The sequence below is a fragment of the Silvimonas terrae genome, from assembly GCF_014202765.1.
Classification (GTDB): Bacteria; Pseudomonadota; Gammaproteobacteria; order Burkholderiales; family Chitinibacteraceae; genus Silvimonas; species Silvimonas terrae.
Map to the genome: position 1 here is coordinate 154,184 of NZ_JACHHN010000004.1, position 20,989 is coordinate 175,172.

Sequence of the window (20,989 nt, forward strand, 5' to 3'; positions counted from 1 at the left end):
TAAAAAACGGGACGCCAGGTCCCGTTTTTTTATGTTCTCTTGATTGATTGGCGCTTCACATCAGCAACTCACCACACGCCGACAAACTCCAGAATCCCTTCTGCAGCCTGGCGACCTTCATACACCGCACGCACCACCAGGTCCGCCCCCCGCACTTGATCGCCGCCCGCAAAAATCTTCGGGTTGGCCGTCTGATACTTGAGGGCCTGGGTAGCCGGTGCAATCGTGCGGCCCCAGTCATCGGTCTTGATGCCCTGAGCGTCAAACCAGCTAGCCGCTTCGGCCTGGAAACCAAAGGCGATGATGACGTGATCACAGTCGATCACCTCTTCCGAACCGGCGACGTTCTCGGCGCGGCGACGGCCTTTTTCATCCGGCTCACCCAGACGCGTGGTAACCAGCGTCAACGCCAGCGTACCGTCGGCTTTTTGCGTAATGGCCACCGGCTGGCGATTCCACAAGAACTGCACGCCCTCTTCCTTGGCATTGGCTACTTCGCGCTTGGAGCCTGGCATATTGGCTTCGTCACGCCGATACGCGCAAATCACGCTCTTGGCGCCCTGGCGGATAGAGGTGCGGTTGCAGTCCATGGCCGTATCGCCACCGCCCAGCACCACCACGCGCTTGCCCTTCATCGATTGGGGCGCTTCGCCCGCCGGCAGCGTGTTCAGCTTCTGGCGAATGTTGTTGATCAGGAACGGCAACGCTTCCAGTACGCCCGGCAGTTCCTCGCCCTCAAACCCGCCCTTCATATACTTGTACGCGCCCATGCCCATGAACACGGCATCGTAGTCACGCAGCAGGTCTTCAATGCTGATGTCCTTGCCAATCTCGGTGTTCAGGCGGAATTCGACCCCCATGCCTTCCATGATTTCACGGCGCCGGGCGACGATGTCTTTTTCCAGCTTGAACTCGGGGATGCCAAAGGTCAGCAAGCCGCCGATCTCTTCATAGCGGTCAAACACCACCGGTTTGACGCCATTGCGCACCAGAATGTCCGCGCAACCCAGACCCGCCGGGCCCGCGCCGATGATGGCGACTTTCTTGTCGCTCCACACCACTTTGGACATATCCGGCCGCCAGCCTTGCTCATACGCTGTGTCGGTAATGTATTTTTCCACCGAGCCAATCGAGACCGCGCCAAAGCCGCCCTGATTGAGCGTACAGGCGCCTTCGCACAAACGGTCTTGCGGGCACACGCGGCCGCAGATTTCCGGCAGGCTGTTGGTCTTGTGGGAGAGTTCGGCGGCTTCAAACAGCTTGCCTTCCTGCACCAGTTGCAACCAGTTGGGAATGTAGTTGTGAACCGGGCATTCCCATTCGCAGTACGGATTGCCACAAGACAGGCAACGTCCGGCCTGATCTGCCGCCTCGCCTGAGCCCAGCGGCTGGTAGATTTCCTTGAAAACGTAGATGCGCTCGTTCGCCGGGGTTTTCTCACCCGGGTTGCGCGCGACATTCATGAACTGAAATACATCCATTGGGTTATCCCCTGTGAGGTGCGGGCGGCGGGCATCCGCCCAGCCCCCACCGAAATCATTTGCGTTACGCGTAGGGTGGATTCGCGAAGCAATCCACCACTGCAACGGTGGATTGTCGCTATCGCTCCGAATCCACCCTACCGTCATCAGTCTTTCAAAAGGTCGTCCAGCTTGGCGGCTTTGGGTTTGACCAGCCAGAAGTAATCCACGGCTTCGTCAAAGTCTTGCAGGATTTCCTCGGCGCGCTGCGAGCCGGTTTCCTTCAGGTAATCGCGCAGCTTTTCCTTCAGGAAAGCGCGCACGGCACCGTAAGACTCGCTGTTGATCAGGTTGATATCGACGAGTTCGTTGTTGTAGCGGTAGGCAAATTTTTCGCGCTTGTCATAGATCAGCGCAAAGCCGCCAGTCATACCCGCGCCAAAGTTATAACCGGTTTCGCCCAGTACAATCACCGTGCCGCCCGTCATGTATTCGCAGCCGTGATCGCCCACGCCTTCCACGATCGCCAGCGCGCCGGAATTACGTACCGCAAAGCGCTCGCCCGCGCGGCCCGCGGCGAACAGTTCGCCACCGGTTGCGCCGTATAAACACGTGTTACCCACGATCACCGCTTCATCGGCACGGAACTCGCTGGTTTTGGGCGGATAGATCACCACGCGACCACCGGCCATGCCCTTGCCAACGTAATCGTTGGCGTCGCCTTCCAGTTCCAGCGTCAGGCCAGGCGCATTCCATACCCCAAAAGATTGACCCGCCGAACCGGTCAGCTTCACGTGCAGACAATCTTTCGGCAGCCCTTCTGCGCCGTGCGCCATGGCAATTTCGCCCGACAGGCGCGCGCCAATGGAACGGTTCACGTTGCGCACCTTGTATTCATGGCGCTGCGGCGTTTTGGCCTTGATGCCCGCCAGTGCGTCTTTCACCATTTGCTCGGCCAGTTCGCCCTTGTCAAAAGACGGATTGCTGTCTTCGATACAAAAGCGCGGTTCGCTGTCCGGAATCTGGCCCTGACTGAGCAATACATCCAGCCGCAGTTGCTTCTGGCGTTCGGTCGCCCCTTCACTCAAGCCCAGCAGTTCGGTGCGGCCAATCAGTTCGGCCATGCTGCGCACGCCCAGCTTCGCCATCCATTCGCGGGTTTCTTTGGCGATGAAGGTGAAGTAATTGACCACCATCTCCGGCAGGCCGGTGAAGTACTTACTGCGTAGCTTGATTTCTTGCGTCGCCACGCCGGTCGCGCAGTTGTTCAGGTGACAGATACGCAGGTATTTGCAACCCAGCGCCACCATCGGGCCGGTGCCAAAACCAAAGCTTTCCGCGCCCATGATGGCGGCTTTGACCACATCCAGACCCGTTTTCAGGCCGCCATCGGTTTGCACGCGCACGCGGCCGCGCAGGCCGTTGGCGCGCAAGACTTGTTGCGCTTCGGTCAGGCCGAGCTCAAACGGCGTACCGGCGTACTTCACGCTGGTCAGTGGCGAGGCACCGGTGCCACCGTCGTAACCGGAGATGGTAATCAGGTCGGCGTAGGCCTTGGCCACACCGGCGGCAATGGTGCCGACGCCAGGTTCCGCCACCAGTTTGACCGAGACCAGCGCCTTGGGGTTGACCTGTTTCAGATCAAAAATCAGTTGGGCCAGGTCTTCAATCGAGTAGATGTCATGGTGCGGCGGCGGGCTGATCAGGCTGATGCCGGGCTTGGAGCAACGCAGCCGCGCAATCAGCGGGCTGACCTTGTCGCCGGGCAACTGGCCGCCTTCACCCGGCTTGGCGCCCTGTGCCACCTTGATCTGCAAGACTTCGGCATTCACGAGGTAATGCGGCGTCACACCAAAGCGGCCGGAGGCGACCTGCTTGATCTTGGACATCTTCATGGTGCCGTAACGCGCCGGGTCTTCGCCGCCTTCACCGGAGTTGGAACGGCCGCCCAGGCGGTTCATGCCTTCGGCCAGCGCTTCGTGTGCTTCCGGGCTCAGCGCGCCCAGCGACATCCCGGCCGAATCAAAGCGCGCCAGAATGGCTTCAACCGATTCGACTTCTTCCAGCGGGATCGGCGTGCGGCCTTCCAGTTGCAGCGCCATCAAATCGCGCAGCATGGCCACCGGGCGGTGGTTTACCAGATCGGCGTACTTGAGGTACTCCTTGTACTCGCCGCCCTGCACCGCCTTTTGCAGTTGCATGACCACGTCCGGATTGTAGGCGTGGTATTCCTCGCCAAACACGTACTTCAACAGGCCCCCTTGCTGGATCGGGCGCATGCTGTTGAAGGCCAGTTTGTTCAGGCGCTGCATGTCGGCGTCAAAGTCGGCAAAGCTGGCGCCACCAATGCGTGACACCGTGCCTTCCATGGCCAGCTCGATGATCTCTTCACCCACGCCCACAGCTTCAAACAGTTGTGAACCACGGTAAGAGGCCACGGTCGAGATGCCCATCTTGGACATGATCTTCAGCAAGCCCTTGTTGATGGCCTTGCGGAAGTTATTGGCGGCTTTTTCCAGCGGCAGGCTGATCTGGCCGTTGTCCACCAGTTCCTTGATGGTCTGGTAGGCCAGATACGGGAACACGGCCGTCGCGCCGTAGCCAATCAGGCAGGCAAAGTGATGCGGGTCGCGCGCGGTGGCGGTCTCCACCACCAGGTTGATCCGGCAGCGCAGGCCGGCATCCACCAGCGCGTGATGCACGGCGCCCGTAGCGAACAAGGCGTGGATGGGCAGGCGCCCTTGGGCAATCTTCTTGTCCGACAGCACGATGATGACAGACTTGTCATTACGCACGCTGGTCAGCACGGTCTGCTGCAGTTGCTCCAGCGCCTCTTTCAGCGTGGCTTTGGCCGGATCGTAGGTGATATCAAAAATGGCGGATTTGTAGTCCTCGCCCGGCAGCGAGATCAACGCGTCAAACTTGTCGCTGGACAACACCGGCGAGCGCACTTCCAGGCGGCGGGCGTTGTCTTCCGTCACCGAAAACACATTGCGTTCAGGGCCGAAACACGTGTTCAGCGACATCACAATCGCTTCACGGATCGGGTCGATTGGCGGGTTGGTCACCTGGGCAAATTGCTGGCGCAGGTAATCCAACGGCGAACGCACCTTCTCGGACAACACCGCCATCGGCGTGTCGTCACCCATCGAACCCACGGCTTCCTGACCGTCGCTGGCCAGCACGCGCAGAATCTGGTCGCGCTCTTCAAAGGTAAGCTGGAACTGCTTCTGGAAGATCAACAGTTCGGTACGCGACATTTCCGGCAAGGGGCTGTTGTCTTCGGCGATTTCCAGCTGGATGGCGTTGCTCTTGATCCACTTGCGGTACGGGTGCGTGGATTTGAGCCGGTTGTCGATGGTCTCCGTATCCAGGAACTCACCGGTTTCCAGATCCACCGCCACAATCTGCCCCGGCTTGACGCGGCCCTTTTTCACCACGTCTTCGGGCTTGTAGTTCCACACGCCAATCTCGGACGCAATGGTCAGATGGCGGTCTTTGGTGACCACATAACGCGCCGGGCGCAGGCCGTTGCGGTCCAGCGCGCAGCCGGCGTAGCGGCCGTCGGTCCAGACGATACCGGCCGGGCCATCCCAGGCCTCCATATGCATGGAGTTGTATTCATAGAAGGCACGCAGATCGCGGTCATTGTTATCCACGTTCTGCCAGGCCGGCGGCACCAGCATACGGAACGCGCGGAACACGTCCATGCCGCCCAGCATCAGGCCTTCGAGCATATTATCCAGGCTCATGGAGTCCGAACCATCGGTCTGCACGATGGGGCGCACGGTATCCATATCCAGCACATCGGAATCCATGATCGCTTCACGCGCCTTGGCCCACAGCCGGTTGCCGGACAGTGTGTTGATTTCGCCGTTATGCGCCAGATAGCGGAACGGCTGCGCCAGTTTCCACTGCGGCCAGGTGTTGGTGGAGAAGCGCTGGTGATACACGGCCAGCGACGAGGCAAAGCGCTCGTCTTTCAAGTCCAGATAGAACACCGGCAAGTTAGCCGGCGTCACCAGCCCCTTGTAGGCCAGCGTTTGCGAGTTGAGTGTCGGGATATAAAACGACGGGTCCGTGGCCTTGTTGGCTTTTTCGGCCACGCGCCGCGCCTGGTACAACTTGCGCTCGAACACCAGCCGTTCCATGCCGGCTGGTGCGTTGACGAACACCTGCTTGATCACGGGCAGCGTACGCATGGCGTATTCGCCGCAAGCATCGGTGTTGACTGGCACGGTACGGAAACCGGCCAGCGTCAGACCTTCCGCCTCCACCGCTTTTTGCAGATTGTCGCGCGACGTGGCGCCCAGGGTATCGTCCGTGGCATGGAACACCAGGCCTGCGGCGTACAACTCGCTCAGCGCCAAACCTTCTTCTGCGGCCACGGCACGCAAGAACGCATCCGGCTTGCGGAACAACAGGCCGCAACCATCACCCGATTTACCGTCGGCCGCCACCGCGCCACGGTGCGTCAGACAGGCCAGCGAAGAAATCGCTGTGCTCACCAGCCAGTGACTGGGGTTGTCGTCCATCTGGGCGATCAGACCAAAACCGCAACTGTCCTGCTCAAACTGAGGATGGTAGAGGGTGTTCCCCAACCAGCTTTGTCTATCCATGGCACGTCCCTTTGAAAGCGGCCCGCAAAACCCGGTCGGCCGCGTGGTGCTGGCTATCCCGGCCCTTGTGGGGCGAGGCTTGGTCAGCAGCGCAAATACGTTGGCAAGCGCAAGCGAAAAGGCGTTAATTTTACCAATGCATCAGGGTTTTCCACAATGCTGTTCACCCTGAGTGTAGGCAAAGCCGCCAGCGACTTGCCATGCCTGTTTTATATGGGCGCCGGACTGCCAGAAAAAAGCGCGGCAAAAGCGACGCCAATCAGTTCAGATTTATCCGGCGTACAGCTAGAATTGCGGCTTTTGGGGAGCCGCCATGTCACAACCGCAAGCATCCTGCCCGATTGGGGTTTTTGACTCCGGCGTCGGCGGTCTGACCGTCGTGCGTGCGCTGATGGACCGTCTCCCCTTTGAGAACATTGTCTACTTTGGCGATACCGCCCGCGTGCCCTACGGCGTGAAGTCGGTCTCCACCATTGAGCACTTCACCCTGCAGATTGTGGATTTCCTGCAAAAGCAGCAGGTGAAGATGCTGATCATTGCCTGTAACACCATGGCCGCTGTCGCCGCCGAAAAAGTGCGGGAAGTCTCGCCGCTGCCGGTGCTGGATGTCATTGAAGCCGGCGCGCGCTGCGCGGTGCAAAGCACCCAAAGCGGCGGGATTGGCGTAATTGGCACGCCCACCACCATCAACTCCAACGCCTACGCCCGCGCCATTCACAGTCTGGGTCAGCAGTACCACGTGTATTCGCAAGCCTGCCCGCTGTTTGTGCCGCTGGTAGAAGAAGGCTGGCTGGAGCACCCGGTCACCCGCCTGACCGCCGAGGAATACCTCAAGCCGGTATTTGTCGAACAGATCGACACGCTGGTGCTGGGCTGTACACACTACCCGCTGCTCAAACCCCTGTTGTCTGATGTGGCCGGCCCGCGCCTGAAACTGGTGGATTCCGCCATTGCCATTGCCGACGAAACCGCACAGTTGCTGCAAGAACAAGGCCTTGCCAACCCACAGCGCACCATGCCGGACTACCGTTATTTCGTCACCGACGTGCCGTTGAAGTTCCGCAGCGTGGGCGAGCGTTTCCTTGGACGTAACCTGGGCGCAATCGAGCAAGTGAGTATTGATAGACTGTGAGGCGTGAGGGGTGAAGCGAAAAAGCCGGCCCCCAGCGTTTTTCACCTCACTCTTCCCACCTCACACCTCACGCCAATATGAACAAAGAAAAACGCCACCAGTTCTACCAGCGCCTGCAAGAGCTGGACCCCCACCCCACTACCGAGCTGGAATACACCACGCCGTTTGAATTGCTGGCGGCGGTATTGCTATCGGCCCAGGCCACGGACGTGGGGGTCAACAAAGCCACGCGCAAATTGTTCCCCGTTGCCAATACTCCGGCCACCATTCTGGCGCTGGGGCAGGAAGGGCTGGAGGCTTATATCGCCACCATCGGCCTGTATCGCAGCAAGGCCAAACACTTGCTGGAGACCTGTCGTATCTTGCTGGAAAAACACGACGGCGCAGTCCCGCAGGATAGAGAAGCGCTGGAAGCGTTGCCCGGTGTGGGCCGCAAGACGGCCAACGTGGTGATGAATACGGCCTTTGGCCACGCGACCATCGCGGTCGATACCCATATCTTTCGCGTCGCTAACCGTACCGGTCTGGCGCCAGGTAAAGACGTGCGCGTGGTAGAAGACAAGCTGATGAAGGTGACGCCGCTGGAATTTCGCCAGGATGCGCACCACTGGCTGATTTTGCATGGCCGCTATGTTTGCAAGGCCCGGCGGCCGGAGTGCTGGCGTTGTGTGGTCAATGACCTGTGTGATTTCAAGCCCAAAGAGCTGACGCCCCCGAAGGGGCGCTGAGAGGTGTGCGGTGTGAGGTGTGAGGTGTGAGGTGTGAGGTGTGAGGTGTGAGGTGTGAGGTGTGAGGTGTGAGGTGTGCCAGATTGTGTGTCCACTTCATCATGCCTCGCAAACCAATACTTCGTCATTCCGGCCTTGAGCCGGAATCCAGGTGTAAACAGGTGTGCCACAGGCACTGACAATGGTTTATCAAATGGTTTGCCAGTGTCTGCCCACCTTTGGTGGGCGGACTGGATTCCGGCTCAAGGCCGGAATGACGAGTCTGGGGTATGCATCCTTCCCCTTCCTCACTCCTCACTCCTCACTCCTCACTCCTCACTCCTCACTCCTCACTCCTCACGACTTGAAACTGCCGTCATTCAGCGACTGGCTGCCCGAGGTGCATGTGGTCACTTCACGGTTGCCGCTGCTCGTGGACTGGTTGCTCTCCCACGTTGCCGTGCTGCCGTTCCATTTCACATACTTGTACTGGATGGCTGTGCCTGCCGGCAGGGAGACCGTACCGGTCCACGGCACATTGGCGCCGCTGCCCTGAATGGTCAGGGCAACGCCACTGGCTGGCGTCCAGTTACCCAGCGCAGACTGGTTGCCCACCACATACAGGTTCTGGCCAAAAACAGTGTTGGCATTGGCAATGGTAAAGGTCACCGCGCAAGTACCGGAGCCCGTGCCGCCGCCCGATGAGCCCGCGCCAGACTTCTGGCCGGTGTAGATTGCCACCGCAGGTACCGTCGCCCCACCGTTGGCCGGCAGCGTGATGGTGGCGTAACCGTTGCCATCCACCGTCACACTATCGCTGGCGCAACCCGTGCTGGTCGCCAGGCCATGTGCCACGTTGCAGTAAGTCCCTGCGGCGAGGCCGGTCTGGAAACTTTGGGTCCAGGCACTGGTGTCGTTATTGAGCGCCACAAAACCCACTGCACCACGGCTGAACGCAATCTGGTTGCCATTACCGGTCACCCAGTTGCTGACGCCCTGCCCATTGGTGGCAGTGCGGAACTTCACCATATTGGCAATATCACCCCAGCGGTGGACAAAGTCCCAGTTCACATTGATCTGTGCGTTGCCACTGGCGTCATACGGGCTGGCCGTTGGCGCATCCTGGTCAATGGTGCTGAAGCGGTAGCCCGACATCACCTGCACCTGGCTGGCATAGGGCCAGGCCAGCATGAAGATATTGGCCAGATCAAAGCGCTTGGTGCCAGAAGCATCGTTGGTGGCACCGGTGTAGTTACTGGCGTTGAGCGAATCCGTACCGCTGCGTTCGGTATCCCAATTATCCACAAACACCACGGCGTTGGCCGGTTGCACAAAGCCCCACGTGCCGCCCCAATTACCCGGTGTGCCCATCACGGTCGGGATGGAAGCCAGATTCAGCCCGTTGTTGTTGCGGAAGGTGTCACGGATGGCGTAGGTAAACTGGAATTCGTTGAGCGTGCCGTTCTGGAAATAATCCGAGCGCACCACATTGCCATCCGGAATCACCTCTTGCGTCACCCACAGGTTTTCACCGGCCAGCGTGGTCGGGTAACTGGATTTCACGTTGTTCAGGATGGTATTGAGGGCATCCGGCTGCTGATGCTTGGCGGCGTCGATACGGAACCCGTCCACGCCCAGCGACAGCAGTTTCTTCATGTAGGTTTCGATGACGCTTTGCACGTAGGTGCTTTCGGTCGCCAGGTCGGGCAGGTTGTTCAGGCGGCAAAACATCACGTTATTGCGATTGCCCGGTGTGCCGTAGTCACTGGACTGGATCTGGCACAGGCTGTGGAAATCGTTGGCGGAAAACTGCGGGTAAGTCAGCGTGCTGGCATTCCAGCTAGAGCCATCGGTGGCGCTGTAGCCGCTGCTGGAGTCCTGCGACAACTGGTTGACCACGATGTCGGCATAGACGCGCACACCGGCGGCGTGACACGTGCTGACCATGTTTTGCAGACCACTCTCCGTCCCCATGCGGCTGGTGAGCGAGCCATAGTTCACTGGCTGGAACATATCCCACCAGGCGCCGGCAATCTTGGAGGCCTGCGGCGGCGAGATCTGCACCGCGCCGTAACCATTCGGCCCCAGGAAGGCGGTACATTCCTGGGCGATATCGGTCCATTTCCAGTGGAACATCTGGACCGAGGTATACGCCGGATTAAAACTGCTGGGTGTTGTACTACTGCTGGTGGTGGCTGCAACGGCGGCACTACCGCCGCCGCACGCGGCCAGTACCGCGCACAGCAGACTGCTTGTGACTGTGAATGCAACTTTCATTTTGCTCGGCCTTATCTTGGTTGTATGACCTTGAGTTGTGGCAAACGCTCCTCCATCTGCCGCCCGAAATCGACCGTATCAAACCGGTTTGGATTTCGTTGGTCAGCCTAATCAGCGGCGTTGGTGTACTCAACTACAAAACCGGAATGAAACCCGCTACAGCGCCAGTGCACCTGTTGCGCCCAATCCAGTATCCACGCCGTTTTCATGACGCTTAACACGTGTGAAAGCTGTTTTTTGCGCATCGCAGCATGACCGCATACATCCGATAAACGGCAGCAAAAACCCGGAAAACACCAGCAAATTACACATTAAAACCGGTGTGGATCAAAAACAGCGTATGTTCCGTCCTCCTGCACGGTTTCAGATAACGCTGGCACAACAATGGCGTTCAGGACTACAAAGAAGTCAGAACAGGCGTTCTGCGAAAAGCAGAAAACGCCGACCGGCCGGGCAACCACGCCGTGTCATGCTGCCTGCGTCAGCCTGGCCGGGTTGTCATGGCACAACCGCACCAGACCATGTCGCGCTCAGGCCAGCTACGTGGGGGAGATCACCATGGAAAGCCTGATTATCAAGATTGTGCTGGTTCTGTTGCTGGCCACGGCGATTTTGCGTGTGCATTTTCGCGGCCGGGTACGCCACTCCTTGCGTCACCAGGTGTTCGATCATTCCACGCTCACCGCGCCGGTGAACTTGCTGATGTATGCCTGCTCCAGCGTGCCGCAAACGCCCTTTCTGCCCGCGGATTCCTTTGCCGATCTCAAGGTGCTGCAAACCCACTGGCAAACGATTCGTGATGAAGGTGCCCGTCTGTTGCAGGCGCAGGAAATCCGCGCCGCGCAACATAACGACGACGCGGGTTTCAACTCTTTCTTCAAATACGGCTGGAAGCGCTTTTATCTGAAGTGGTACGGCGACAGTCACCCTTCTGCCGAAGAACTCTGCCCGCAAACCACGGCCCTGCTGCGTACCCTGCCCAGCGTCAAGGCGGCCATGTTTGCGTGGCTGCCGGATGGCGGCAAACTCAACCCGCACCGTGATCCGTACGCAGGCTCCTTGCGTTATCACCTGGGGCTGATTACGCCCAACGATGACCGCTGTTATATCGAGGTTGATGGTGCGCGTTACAGTTGGCGGGATGGTGAGGGCGTGGTGTTTGACGAGACCTATATCCACCGTGCGGAAAACCACAGCGGCCAGGGCCGTTTGATCCTGTTTTGCGACATTGAGCGTCCCATGCGTTACCAGTGGGCGGGCGCGTTCAATCGCTGGTTTGGACAATATATTGTTGCCGCCGCCGCATCGCCCAACCGGGATGGCGACCGGCTGGGGTTGATCAGTCGCTTGTTCCGTTATGCCGACTGGGTGGGGGTGCAGCGCAAGCGTTTCAAACGCTGGAACCCGGTGGTGTACCGGACCACCCGCGTGGCGTTGATCCTTGCGGTGGCGGGCGCGTTTTTCCTGCTTTAACCGGGTCGGCGGCTGTCAAACCCGTTGTGACAGCAACCACCCGGCTGCCCGGCTGACACAATCGGTCCTCGACATTGGGCGGCGGTGTTTGTAGTCTGGCGTCCGTTTGTCCGTCCAGATCACCACAATAATGCTCCGTTTCCCGCTCGCGGCTGTTTTGCTGGCCGCAACCACGCTGGCGCACGCAGCCAGTAGCCAGTGCCCTGCCCGTTTCTTTGGCGGCCATGCGCCTGACCTCTATAACGCCAGACTGGAGCACAACACCAAAGCGCTGTGCTTTGATGCCTATGCCGTGTTGTACTCCGGCGTCTCTCTCACGCCACTATGGTCGGCGGAACACATCACCCGCCAGAGCGTGGAAGCCGCGCGCGATCTGGTGCGCACTGATACCTTTCATGAAGAAACCGCGTTAAGCGGCATGCCGCACCCGACGCTGGAAGACTATGTTCATAGCGGCTTTGATCGCGGCCACATGAGCCCCAACGGCGATATGCCCGATAGAACCGCGCAATTCCAGAGCTTTAGCCTCGCCAACATGATCCCGCAATCGCCCGAGAACAACCGTGGCTTGTGGGCCGGGCTGGAGTCCTCCGTGCGGGATATGGCGGTGCGGGATGGCGAAGTCTACGTGGTCACCGGCCCGATCTTTGAGGGCGCCAGCATCAAGCGTCTGAACGGGCGCGTACTGGTCCCCACGCACTTGTACAAAGCGGTCTACAACCCGCGTAAACAGCAGGCCGCAGCGTATATCACGGCCAATGCGCCGGGCGAGGATTATCAGGTGGTGTCGATTGCCCAATTGCAACAACGCATCGGCATTAACCCCTTCCCTGCACTGCCAGAAGCCGCCCGCAACCGCGCCATGAGTTTGCCGCCTCCCAAACCCGCCAGCAGCAACGGACATAGTAAAAGCCGTGGCGGGAATATGCTGGATGGCTTGTCCGATGAACTGATCCGCTGGATGGAGCGCGAATTCATGCGCATGGTCAGACACCTTATCCACACGCTTTAACTACCCGGGAGCTTTGCATGGCCACATCTTTTACCCCCTATGCCAATGAAGCGGATGTACTGGAAATTGGCGGACTGACCCTGGAAAACCGGCTGGATCACGTCAGCGTGTACGGCAGCCTGGACCTGACGCGCGATCAGGCCGGCCTGAATGCCGCGCTGACCTTGCAAGCGGCGCTCAACCAGATCGTCACCACATTGCAAAGTGCGACGCTCCCGCAGCACATTGCGCCGCCCCGCATCAGCGAAACCGACAACCCGTTTTAGCCAGCCGCTGACAGCATGGTCTGACAGCGGCAGCTAGCATGAAACATTGTCGCTACCCGCTGGAGCACCATGAAAAAACTCCCCCGCCCTGACGAGCGCCGCCCGCTGCTGCTGGCGCGGCGCAACCTGAAAATGGCGCGCTCGCCGCACGCCTATGTGCGTGGCAATACCGTCCAGTTTTATCAATGGCTGCACAGCCAGCGCGGCCATGCCCTGCCCCACGGCCCGGCCGTCTGGATTTGCGGGGATTGCCATATCGGCAACCTCGGTCCCCTGGCCGGCGCCGATGGGGAGGTCACCATCCAGATTCGCGATCTGGATCAAACTGTGATTGGCAACCCGGCCCATGATCTGGTGCGGCTGGGTTTGTCGCTGGCCACCGCCGGGCGCGGCAGTCGCCTGTCTGGCGTGGTTATCGCCCGCATGCTGGAAGAAATGGTGCGCGGCTACGAACAGTCTTTCAGCGGCAAACTGCACGATCCGCACCACAAACCCGACGCAGTGCGATTGGTGATGCGCGAAGCCACGGCCCGCTCCTGGAAAGAACTGGCCAAAGAGCGCATTGTCGATACCGACCCCATCATTCCGCGCAGCAAGCATTTCTGGCCGTTGTCCAGAGAAGAACGCAAAGCGCTCAGGGATTTGTTTGCCCAACCCGAAGTAAAACAACTGGCAACCCGGCTGAAATCCCGCGAGGATGACGCACCGGTGACCCTGATCGACGCCGCTTACTGGGTAAAGGGATGTAGCTCCCTGGGTCTGCTGCGTTATGCGGTATTGCTTGCAGTGGGTACCGGCAAGCAGCGGGAATTCTGTCTCATGGATGTCAAACAGGCCATCCAGGCCGCTGCCCCCCGCCACGCCCACGCCCGCATGCCGCGCGACAACAGCCAGCGCGTGCGAGAAGGCGCCTTGCAACTTTCCCCTGCGCTGGGTGAACGGCTGGTCGCGGCCCGTTTTATGGATAACGGCGTGTTTGTGCGCGAGCTGTTACCCCAGGATCTCAAGCTGGAAATCGACACCATGGAAACCGCAGAGGCCATGCGGGTGGCCCATTATCTGGCCCGTATCGTCGGCAACGCCCACGCCCGCCAGATGGATGAAGACACGCGCCGCGCCTGGCTGACCGAACTGGGCCAGCGCCACGGCAAAACGCTGGATGCCCCGTCCTGGTTATGGCAAAGCGTGGTAGAACTGGTGGGCAGTCATGAACAAGGTTATCTGGAGCATTGCCGGCGTTATGCGCTGACCACCCGTTAGTTAATTGCAGTCATGGATTCAGCCAATAAAAAGACCGCCAGAATGGCGGTCTTTTTATTGATGGAGCCAATGCTCCTGTAATGAATGACCAATTCAATGATCCATTCAGCAATCCATCAAGATGCTGCGGTCAATTCAAAACCCGGATTATCCGTGTCATTGGTTTTCACCACCAGGACCTTCACGCTATTGGGTGTGACAGCGGAAATACCTTGTTGCGGCACCACTGTAATCAGCCAGTCGGCATTGTCATCCAGTGAGGTCGCGGTCGAGGTAAAGATCGGGGTTTTGGAGCCTGCATTGGTCACCACGACCGTCACCGAGCCCCCGTCCAGATCAATCGAATCATTGCCGGATGCCGGGTAAGCCGTTTTGAACCCGACATTGCCCGCCACCGGTACCGCGCTAGCCAGGTTATCAGTGGCCTTCAGCACATACACATCCACACTACCGGCGTTGAACGCAGCATTCAGAATCCGCACGCGGGCCTGGGTAGACAGCAGACCCTTCTCATACGGATCATCAATCAACACCGCGTCGTTGGTTGCGCTGGTGCCGGCGACAAAGGCATAGGTGTATTTGTGGCCCGTCGCCGCGTTGAATGTGGCCGTAGAAATGGGTGCGGTCGTGCCGGTCAGGCTGGCGGTCACGGTGGTGGAACCGGTACTGACATCGTAATACGCCTTCACGCCCAGATAAGCCAGGCCGCTGGCGGAGTTGGTGCCGTTGGTGGCGACATCAACGGTCGGGCCGTCCGGGAAGGCATTGATCACGCGCAGCGCAGGCTTGCTCAGCCCCAGGCGATCATCCGGGCCATCGTCACCGCCGCAAGCGGTCAGCATCAACAAGGAACCCAGACCGGCAATCAGGGCCACGGCTTTGATCCAGCCAGACAGACCTTTTTTATGACTTGAATATGCACCCGACATGATGAATTCTCCTTCGTTCAATTAGACTTGATCTGCCCATGCAGACCCGGCGGCTGTGAACGAAAGATAAGGCGGCCATTACCCCCTTCATACCGGTATGTATCCTTGTTTAAACCAGGAATAAGCTGACATATTCTGACAATGCAGGTTTTAAATACCCACGCCTTAGTCCACCTTCAGGCAATGAATGGTGAGATAACGCCGACGCTGATTCATTGTATTTATCCGGATAAATCAATCTCTTATCCGGATTGATTGGTAATTCAATCCTGGCTGGCTGACAGCCTCACACCGACACGCCCTGTCATCAGCCACTGAACCGGCTACGGCGGTGTATGTCAGACCGTCGGCACGCGCACGGCCCGGTACGCGCGGTATAATCGCTGCCTTCGCGCTGCGGGCCGCCAGGCCGCGCCGGTCATGCTTCATGCCAAACTGAAATATTCTTAGGTTTACAAAGATTTTGCAGATATAAGCCGACGCATTAACATGGCGCCCTGGGCTAACTCGCCCGATAATTCCCATAATTTCTGTAACCCACAAGGTTGCTACGTGATTGAATTCATTGATGTCCACAAATCGTTTGATGTGGATGGCCGGGCTGTTCCGGCACTCAACGGTATTGATCTGAAGATCGAAGCCGGTGAAATTTTTGGCATCATCGGCCACTCTGGCGCGGGCAAGTCCACGCTGGTGCGGCTCATTAACTTGCTGGAAAAACCCACCTCTGGCCGCGTCCTGGTCGATAACCAGGAAATCAGCGCCAGCAATGCGGACGACTTGCGCGAGCAACGGCGTGGCATTGGCATGATTTTCCAGCACTTCAACCTGCTTTCCAGCAAAACCGTGTTTGATAACGTCGCGTTTCCGCTGCGGCTGGCGGGGTCTTACTCGCCGGCGCAGATCAAGGAGCGTGTCGGGCAATTGCTGGCCCGCGTGGGTTTGACCGAGCACGCCAGCAAATATCCAGCGCAATTATCGGGCGGCCAGAAACAACGCGTGGGGATTGCCCGCGCACTGGCGACCAACCCCAAGGTGCTGCTGTGCGATGAAGCCACCAGCGCACTGGACCCGCAAACCACCCAATCCGTGTTGCAGTTGCTGGCCGAGATCAACCGCGAGTTCAATCTGACCATCGTGGTGATCACACACGAAATGGACGTGATCCGCCGCATTGGCGACCGCGTAGCGGTGCTGGATGCCGGCAAGATTGTAGAAGTAGGCGCGGTGGCGGACGTATTCCTGCATCCGCAACACCTCACCACCCAGCGTTTTGTGCAGGAAGCCGAAAACGTCGATGAGGCCGATGAGCACGACGCCTTTGCCCACGTGCCTGGCCGCATCGTGCGGCTGACCTTCCGCGGCGAGCAAACCTATGAACCCGTGCTGGGTCAGGTGGCGCGGGAAACCGGTATCGATTTTTCCATCCTGTCCGGCCGGATTGATCGCATCAAGGACACCCCGTACGGGCAGTTGATCCTGTCCGTCACCGGCGGCAACCCGGATACCGCCTTGCAACACTTTGCCGATGCCGGCCTGACCGTGGAGGTACTGCGCGGATGAACGAACTCTTTACCAATGTGGACTGGTCCGACATCTGGCAGGCCACGCAAGATACCTTGCTGATGGTCAGTGGCTCGTTTGTGTTCACCATGCTGCTGGGCTTGCCACTCGGGATCATGCTGTTTCTGACGGACCGCCGCCAGTTGCTGGAACAGCGCGGCATTTACACCCTGCTGGCCGCCATCACCAACATTCTGCGTTCCATCCCGTTTGTGATTCTGCTGATTACGGTGATCCCGCTCACGCTGTTACTGGTGGGCACGTCTTTGGGCGTTCAGGGCGCCATTGTGCCGCTGGTGATCGGCGCGACCCCGTTCTTTGCCCGTCTGGTTGAAACCGCACTGCGCGAGGTCGATCGCGGCGTGCTGGAAGCAAGCCAGGCGATGGGCGCCACGACCAGACAAATCGTGTTTGGCGTGCTCTTGCCGGAATCCCGCCCGGGTTTGATCGCCGGTGCGACGACGACACTTATCACGCTTATCTCTTATAGCGCCATGTCTGGCGTGGTCGGCGGTGGCGGCCTGGGTGATCTGGCAATTCGCTATGGTTACCAGCGTTTTCAGACCGATGTGATGGTGGTGACCGTGGTCATCCTCATCGTACTGGTGCAAATCCTGCAAATGATCGGCGACAAACTGGTCGTGCATTTCTCACGCAAATAAGCGGGGTCTGTGCATGCTGCGCCTTTATGACTGTTGATGCGGTGGCATCCGTTCACCGAAAACATCCAAAACCCAACCCGTTTGTTCCTGTGTGAACACCCGGACAAAACTGCGAAAGGAAACCGCAATAATGAAAAAACTGCTGACTCTGCTGGCCGCCGCGCTGGCCTTCAACGCCCACGCGGCAGAGAAACTGACCGTGGCCGCCACCGCCGTGCCGCACGCCGAAATTCTGGAATTTGTAAAACCCATCCTCGCCAAACAAGGCGTGGATCTGGATATCAAAGTGTTCACCGACTACGTGCAACCGAACATTCAAGTGTCGGAAAAACGTCTGGACGCCAACTTCTTCCAGCACAAGCCGTATCTGACCGAATTCAACAAAGGCAAGGGCACCAATCTGGTGACCGTGGTGGGCGTGCATGTTGAGCCGTTTGGTGCGTACTCCAGCAAGGTTAAAAAGCTGGCCGACCTGCCCGATGGCGCCACCGTAGCGATCCCCAACGATGCCACCAACGGCGGCCGTGCCCTGCTGCTGCTGGATAAAGAAGGCGTGATCAAGCTGAAAGACGAGAACAACATCTTGTCTACGCCCAAAGACGTTGCGCAAAACCCCAAGCACCTGAAGTTCCGTGAGCTGGAAGCCGCCACCCTGCCGCGCGTGCTCAACCAGGTAGACCTGGCGCTGATCAACACCAACTACGCCCTGCAAGCCAAGCTGAACCCGACGCGTGATGCGCTGGCCATCGAAGGCGCGCAATCGCCGTACGTGAACTACCTGGTCGCCCGTCCGGACAACAAGGATAGCGACGCCATCAAGAAACTGGCCGCCGCCCTGACCAGCCCGGAAACAAAGAAATTCATTCAGGACAAGTACAAGGGTGCCGTTGTTCCAGCATTCTGACCCGCACCGGGCCTGATCTTGCAGTAGCTGAAAAACCCGGCTTTATGCCGGGTTTTTCCATATCCACCATACCTTGGGTGTGAGCCACTTCACGCCATGGCTACCGTCTGACCAGATCACCTTGCGATAGCTTGCTGCACCGCAAAAAGAAGGCTATATCCAGAATCGGCGAAGGCTATTACACGCCAAAACAATATAAAGTCAGTCACGAGAAAGTAAGATAGTGCCGTAGCGGGGGTATTTCCGACCACTTCAGGAGAACAGCATGAAAATGCAAACCTGGTGCGGCGGGCTACTCGCCTTGCTGCTTAGTACCATGGCTCACGCCACGTTGTTCGATGTGAGTTATTCAGTCACCCGGGGTGATCAGACCCTGCTGGCGTTTTCCGGTTATCTGACTGGTGAACTCTCCGGCAATCTGGTCACCGATATCAGCGACGTTCATCTGACCAGTTCAATCTGGCCAGAACTGGACACCTTTAGCGTCTTTGGTTGCTGCTCTTTGAAAAAACCGGCGGTGTTTTCGCTCGATGGCAGCCAGAACAGTTTTGTGCTGGAAAGCAATGCCGGCCATTCAGATCTTGTCTGGTGGCCGCAAACCTTGCTTTCCGGTCAGGCCACTGCCCTGGTTTTCGGCTACAACACCCTCACCAACCGGGTGGTGGGGAGCAGTTTCTTCCCGCCCTTCAACGGCAATACCAATACCGTCTGGAGCATGAATGCGGTCAGCGCTGTACCGGAGCCGGAAAGCTGGCTCTTGCTGGCCGGTGGGCTCGGGGTGATCGCACTGGTCGCCAGAAGACGAACCCGTTCACGCCCGATTGAACTCGTCGCCGCCTGAGTGCGACTTTGTTCAAGACCCAAAAGGGCAGGGTTCCCCCTGCCCTTTTTCATGCTACCTGCCGGCTGGCGGCCAGCCGGCCCGGGGCTGATCAATGGCGGCATTTTGCATTGCAGCACGCAGGGCGCCCAACTATAGACATTCTTGATAAGACCATTCCATACCCGCTCATAACCCGTTGGTGTTGATCCACAACACCAACACTTTGTCATGGAGAGCGAGATGAGAATGCACCTTTGGACGCTTGGGCTAGCCACGCTTCTGGCGGCGGGCACCAGTGCGGCCCAGCAGTTCGACTTCAGTTTTGAAATCAACCAGTCCGGCCTGCCCAATGACGGCGTACTGTTCCAGGGCCACGCTGACGGTGATTTGGCCGGCAATCTGATCACCAATCTATCCAGCATCTTTATTACGGTGACGGGCGAGTTGAACGGCTCGCCCCTGACCAACGCGCCAGGCAGCTATTTCGCCAATTACACCTGTTGTGATGCGACAGCGGCAGGAGCTGGCCTCGGCACTCTTTCGGTGGATGGCTCGCAAAACAACTTCCTGTTTGTCAGTAACTGGATGGGGCAGCCACTATCCATCCTCTGGGATCCACAATCGAGCAGTGATCCGCAATACGCCAGCTTTACCGCTTATGTCTCCAGCTATTACGGCACGCCCTCCAACGCCACCCAATGGATGGGCGGTCTGTTCCCGGGCTGGAACAAATTCGACTACAGCGCCTGGACCCTGACTACCGTGCCCAGCGTGCCGGAACCCGAAACCTGGGCCTTGCTGGGTACCGGGTTGATCCTTCCTGCCGCGGCACGCTTTCGCAAACGACAACCAGTGACGCACCTGCCGGCCTAGCCCGAAAGGTGCCCCAAAACAAAAAAGGGCAGGATCAACCTGCCCTTTCTTATGGCGGCAAGCCGTGTACTTATTGCGTGGGCAACTCGCCAAAGCGGTAGATATCCATACCCAGCACGCCTTCGGTAATGGCCGTGTATTCGCGCACCGCCACTTCTTCATGCGCCGCCCCCATCGCCACAAACAGCGGCAGGATGTGATCTTGTGACGGATGCGCCCGCACGCCGCCAGGGGCCTGAGTACGGTAATTGAGCACGCCGTCCACATCCCGCGCGGTCACGTGTTCATGCATCCAGTCCATGAACTCTGGCACATACGCCGGAATCTGCGGGCCGCTGGAAACCCCGGGTACGATATCCCGCAGGTTATGCGTGATGCTGCCCGAGCCAATGATCAGCACGCCGTCATCCCGCAAGGTGTTCAAGGCGTGGCCCACGGCGTAGTGCCAGTCGGTATCGCGCCGCAAATCCAGCGCCAGTTGAATGACCGGGATATCCCCTTCCGGGTACATGGATTTGAGCGGTACCCAGGCACCATGATCCAGCCCGCGTTGCGGGTCCTGGATGATGCTCAGGCCCAACTCGCCAAACTCATCCGCAATTTCCCGCGCCAGGATGGGGTCGCCGGTGACCGGATACTGTTGTTCGTAGAGCGGTGCCGGGAAACCATAAAAGTCATGGATGGTTTCCAGATCATCCGCAGCGGTCACACCACTGTTTTCATGATGCCAGTGCGCCGACACCATCAGCACCGCACGCGGACGCGGCAGACTGGCAGCAACACGGGCCCAGGCCTCGCCCGTTGCACCGGCGTCCAGCGCCAGCATGGGTGAGCCATGAGAGACAAACAGGGTCGGCAAGCGGGACATGATGCTCTTCCTTCAAAGATACGTTTGATTGCTAGTCAGTGTGCATCACGCGTATCAATGTATAAACCAGTCAAAGCACAATGATTTGTTGCACTAATCGGGACAATACGTCTAGGCAAGTGCGTATTTGGGGTCACACTCATCTGTCACGCTGGTCTGCT

General features: G+C 58.7%; 17 protein-coding genes. 12 read left to right on the forward strand and 5 right to left on the reverse strand.

Annotation, left to right across the window (positions count from 1 at the left end; genetic code table 11):
• Positions 1-68: 68 nt before the first annotated feature.
• Together HNQ50_RS10795 and gltB are read right to left on the reverse strand one after the other, a co-directional pair.
• Positions 69-1,481 (reverse strand): glutamate synthase small subunit GltD family protein, encoded by a 1,413-nt coding sequence (locus HNQ50_RS10795; protein ID WP_184100516.1) that lies wholly within the window; start codon positions 1,479-1,481, stop codon positions 69-71.
• 146 nt (positions 1,482-1,627) lie between these two features.
• The gene (gene gltB / locus HNQ50_RS10800; protein WP_184100518.1) at positions 1,628-6,079 is read right to left on the reverse strand and encodes a glutamate synthase large subunit; all 4,452 of its coding nucleotides are present in this window, start codon (positions 6,077-6,079) and stop codon (positions 1,628-1,630) included.
• 156 nt (positions 6,080-6,235) lie between these two features.
• On the opposite strand from gltB, the gene HNQ50_RS10805 reads away from it, so the two are divergent.
• The 3 genes from HNQ50_RS10805 to nth all read left to right on the forward strand — a co-directional run bounded on the left by HNQ50_RS10805 (position 6,236) and on the right by nth (position 7,939).
• On the forward strand, positions 6,236-6,433 hold the full coding sequence (locus tag HNQ50_RS10805) for a hypothetical protein (RefSeq protein WP_184100520.1): 198 nt from the start codon (positions 6,236-6,238) through the stop codon (positions 6,431-6,433).
• The gene (gene murI / locus HNQ50_RS10810; protein ID WP_184100522.1) at positions 6,393-7,211 is read left to right on the forward strand and encodes a glutamate racemase; all 819 of its coding nucleotides are present in this window, start codon (positions 6,393-6,395) and stop codon (positions 7,209-7,211) included. The genes HNQ50_RS10805 and murI overlap by 41 nt, the downstream gene beginning before the upstream one ends.
• Before the next feature lie 77 nt (positions 7,212-7,288).
• On the forward strand, positions 7,289-7,939 hold the full coding sequence (nth, locus tag HNQ50_RS10815; RefSeq protein WP_184100524.1) for an endonuclease III: 651 nt from the start codon (positions 7,289-7,291) through the stop codon (positions 7,937-7,939).
• 336 nt (positions 7,940-8,275) lie between these two features.
• On the opposite strand, the gene HNQ50_RS10820 is transcribed toward nth, so the two are convergent.
• Positions 8,276-10,195, reverse strand: a complete 1,920-nt coding sequence (locus HNQ50_RS10820) for a carbohydrate-binding module family 20 domain-containing protein (RefSeq protein ID WP_184100526.1) — start codon at positions 10,193-10,195, stop codon at positions 8,276-8,278.
• A gap of 558 nt (positions 10,196-10,753) precedes the next feature.
• Between HNQ50_RS10820 and HNQ50_RS10825 the strand changes: the two genes are divergently transcribed.
• From HNQ50_RS10825 to HNQ50_RS10840, 4 genes are all read left to right on the forward strand, one after another.
• The gene (locus HNQ50_RS10825; protein WP_221303133.1) at positions 10,754-11,668 is read left to right on the forward strand and encodes an aspartyl/asparaginyl beta-hydroxylase domain-containing protein; all 915 of its coding nucleotides are present in this window, start codon (positions 10,754-10,756) and stop codon (positions 11,666-11,668) included.
• Positions 11,669-11,798: 130 nt separating this feature from the next.
• A complete protein-coding gene (locus HNQ50_RS10830) occupies positions 11,799-12,680 on the forward strand; it encodes a DNA/RNA non-specific endonuclease (RefSeq protein ID WP_184100528.1) in 882 nt (293 codons plus the stop codon).
• Between the two features lie 17 nt (positions 12,681-12,697).
• On the forward strand, positions 12,698-12,946 hold the full coding sequence (locus HNQ50_RS10835; RefSeq protein WP_184100530.1) for a hypothetical protein: 249 nt from the start codon (positions 12,698-12,700) through the stop codon (positions 12,944-12,946).
• 69 nt (positions 12,947-13,015) lie between these two features.
• A complete protein-coding gene (locus tag HNQ50_RS10840; protein WP_184100532.1) occupies positions 13,016-14,206 on the forward strand; it encodes a DUF2252 family protein in 1,191 nt (396 codons plus the stop codon).
• Between the two features lie 116 nt (positions 14,207-14,322).
• On the opposite strand, the gene HNQ50_RS10845 is transcribed toward HNQ50_RS10840, so the two are convergent.
• Positions 14,323-15,135 carry a DUF4397 domain-containing protein gene (locus HNQ50_RS10845; RefSeq protein ID WP_221303134.1) on the reverse strand — a complete coding sequence of 271 codons (813 nt, stop codon included), beginning with the start codon at positions 15,133-15,135 and terminating at the stop codon, positions 14,323-14,325.
• A gap of 552 nt (positions 15,136-15,687) precedes the next feature.
• Here HNQ50_RS10845 and HNQ50_RS10850 point away from each other — a divergent pair.
• The 5 genes from HNQ50_RS10850 (at position 15,688) to HNQ50_RS10870 (ending at position 19,960) form a co-directional block, all read left to right on the forward strand.
• Entirely contained in the window at positions 15,688-16,698 is a 1,011-nt protein-coding gene (locus HNQ50_RS10850) for a methionine ABC transporter ATP-binding protein (RefSeq protein WP_184100534.1), read from the forward strand.
• Positions 16,695-17,360 carry a methionine ABC transporter permease gene (locus tag HNQ50_RS10855; RefSeq protein WP_184100536.1) on the forward strand — a complete coding sequence of 222 codons (666 nt, stop codon included), beginning with the start codon at positions 16,695-16,697 and terminating at the stop codon, positions 17,358-17,360. Before HNQ50_RS10850 ends, HNQ50_RS10855 begins: the two co-directional genes overlap by 4 nt.
• Positions 17,361-17,490: 130 nt before the next feature.
• The gene (locus tag HNQ50_RS10860; protein WP_184100538.1) at positions 17,491-18,264 is read left to right on the forward strand and encodes a MetQ/NlpA family ABC transporter substrate-binding protein; all 774 of its coding nucleotides are present in this window, start codon (positions 17,491-17,493) and stop codon (positions 18,262-18,264) included.
• Positions 18,265-18,529: 265 nt separating this feature from the next.
• A complete protein-coding gene (locus HNQ50_RS10865; RefSeq protein WP_184100540.1) occupies positions 18,530-19,105 on the forward strand; it encodes a PEP-CTERM sorting domain-containing protein in 576 nt (191 codons plus the stop codon).
• A gap of 222 nt (positions 19,106-19,327) precedes the next feature.
• A complete protein-coding gene (locus tag HNQ50_RS10870; protein WP_184100542.1) occupies positions 19,328-19,960 on the forward strand; it encodes a PEP-CTERM sorting domain-containing protein in 633 nt (210 codons plus the stop codon).
• A gap of 70 nt (positions 19,961-20,030) precedes the next feature.
• Here the strand turns inward: HNQ50_RS10870 and HNQ50_RS10875 are convergent, their stop codons facing one another.
• Positions 20,031-20,828: a DODA-type extradiol aromatic ring-opening family dioxygenase gene (locus HNQ50_RS10875; RefSeq protein ID WP_184100544.1), complete on the reverse strand. Its 798-nt coding sequence runs from the start codon at positions 20,826-20,828 to the stop codon at positions 20,031-20,033.
• Between the last annotated feature and the right edge of the window lie 161 nt (positions 20,829-20,989).

Bases quoted from the DNA above. Each gene is read 5' to 3' on its own strand.
- HNQ50_RS10795 (WP_184100516.1), bottom strand. From the start codon at position 1,481: ATGGATGTATTTCAGTTCATGAATGTCGCGCGCAACCCGGGTGAGAAA.
- gltB (WP_184100518.1), bottom strand. From the start codon at position 6,079: ATGGATAGACAAAGCTGGTTGGGGAACACCCTCTACCATCCTCAGTTT.
- HNQ50_RS10805 (WP_184100520.1), top strand. From the start codon at position 6,236: ATGCTGTTCACCCTGAGTGTAGGCAAAGCCGCCAGCGACTTGCCATGC.
- murI (WP_184100522.1), top strand. From the start codon at position 6,393: ATGTCACAACCGCAAGCATCCTGCCCGATTGGGGTTTTTGACTCCGGC.
- nth (WP_184100524.1), top strand. From the start codon at position 7,289: ATGAACAAAGAAAAACGCCACCAGTTCTACCAGCGCCTGCAAGAGCTG.
- HNQ50_RS10820 (WP_184100526.1), bottom strand. From the start codon at position 10,195: ATGAAAGTTGCATTCACAGTCACAAGCAGTCTGCTGTGCGCGGTACTG.
- HNQ50_RS10825 (WP_221303133.1), top strand. From the start codon at position 10,754: ATGGAAAGCCTGATTATCAAGATTGTGCTGGTTCTGTTGCTGGCCACG.
- HNQ50_RS10830 (WP_184100528.1), top strand. From the start codon at position 11,799: ATGCTCCGTTTCCCGCTCGCGGCTGTTTTGCTGGCCGCAACCACGCTG.
- HNQ50_RS10835 (WP_184100530.1), top strand. From the start codon at position 12,698: ATGGCCACATCTTTTACCCCCTATGCCAATGAAGCGGATGTACTGGAA.
- HNQ50_RS10840 (WP_184100532.1), top strand. From the start codon at position 13,016: ATGAAAAAACTCCCCCGCCCTGACGAGCGCCGCCCGCTGCTGCTGGCG.
- HNQ50_RS10845 (WP_221303134.1), bottom strand. From the start codon at position 15,135: ATGTCGGGTGCATATTCAAGTCATAAAAAAGGTCTGTCTGGCTGGATC.
- HNQ50_RS10855 (WP_184100536.1), top strand. From the start codon at position 16,695: ATGAACGAACTCTTTACCAATGTGGACTGGTCCGACATCTGGCAGGCC.
- HNQ50_RS10860 (WP_184100538.1), top strand. From the start codon at position 17,491: ATGAAAAAACTGCTGACTCTGCTGGCCGCCGCGCTGGCCTTCAACGCC.
- HNQ50_RS10865 (WP_184100540.1), top strand. From the start codon at position 18,530: ATGAAAATGCAAACCTGGTGCGGCGGGCTACTCGCCTTGCTGCTTAGT.
- HNQ50_RS10870 (WP_184100542.1), top strand. From the start codon at position 19,328: ATGAGAATGCACCTTTGGACGCTTGGGCTAGCCACGCTTCTGGCGGCG.
- HNQ50_RS10875 (WP_184100544.1), bottom strand. From the start codon at position 20,828: ATGTCCCGCTTGCCGACCCTGTTTGTCTCTCATGGCTCACCCATGCTG.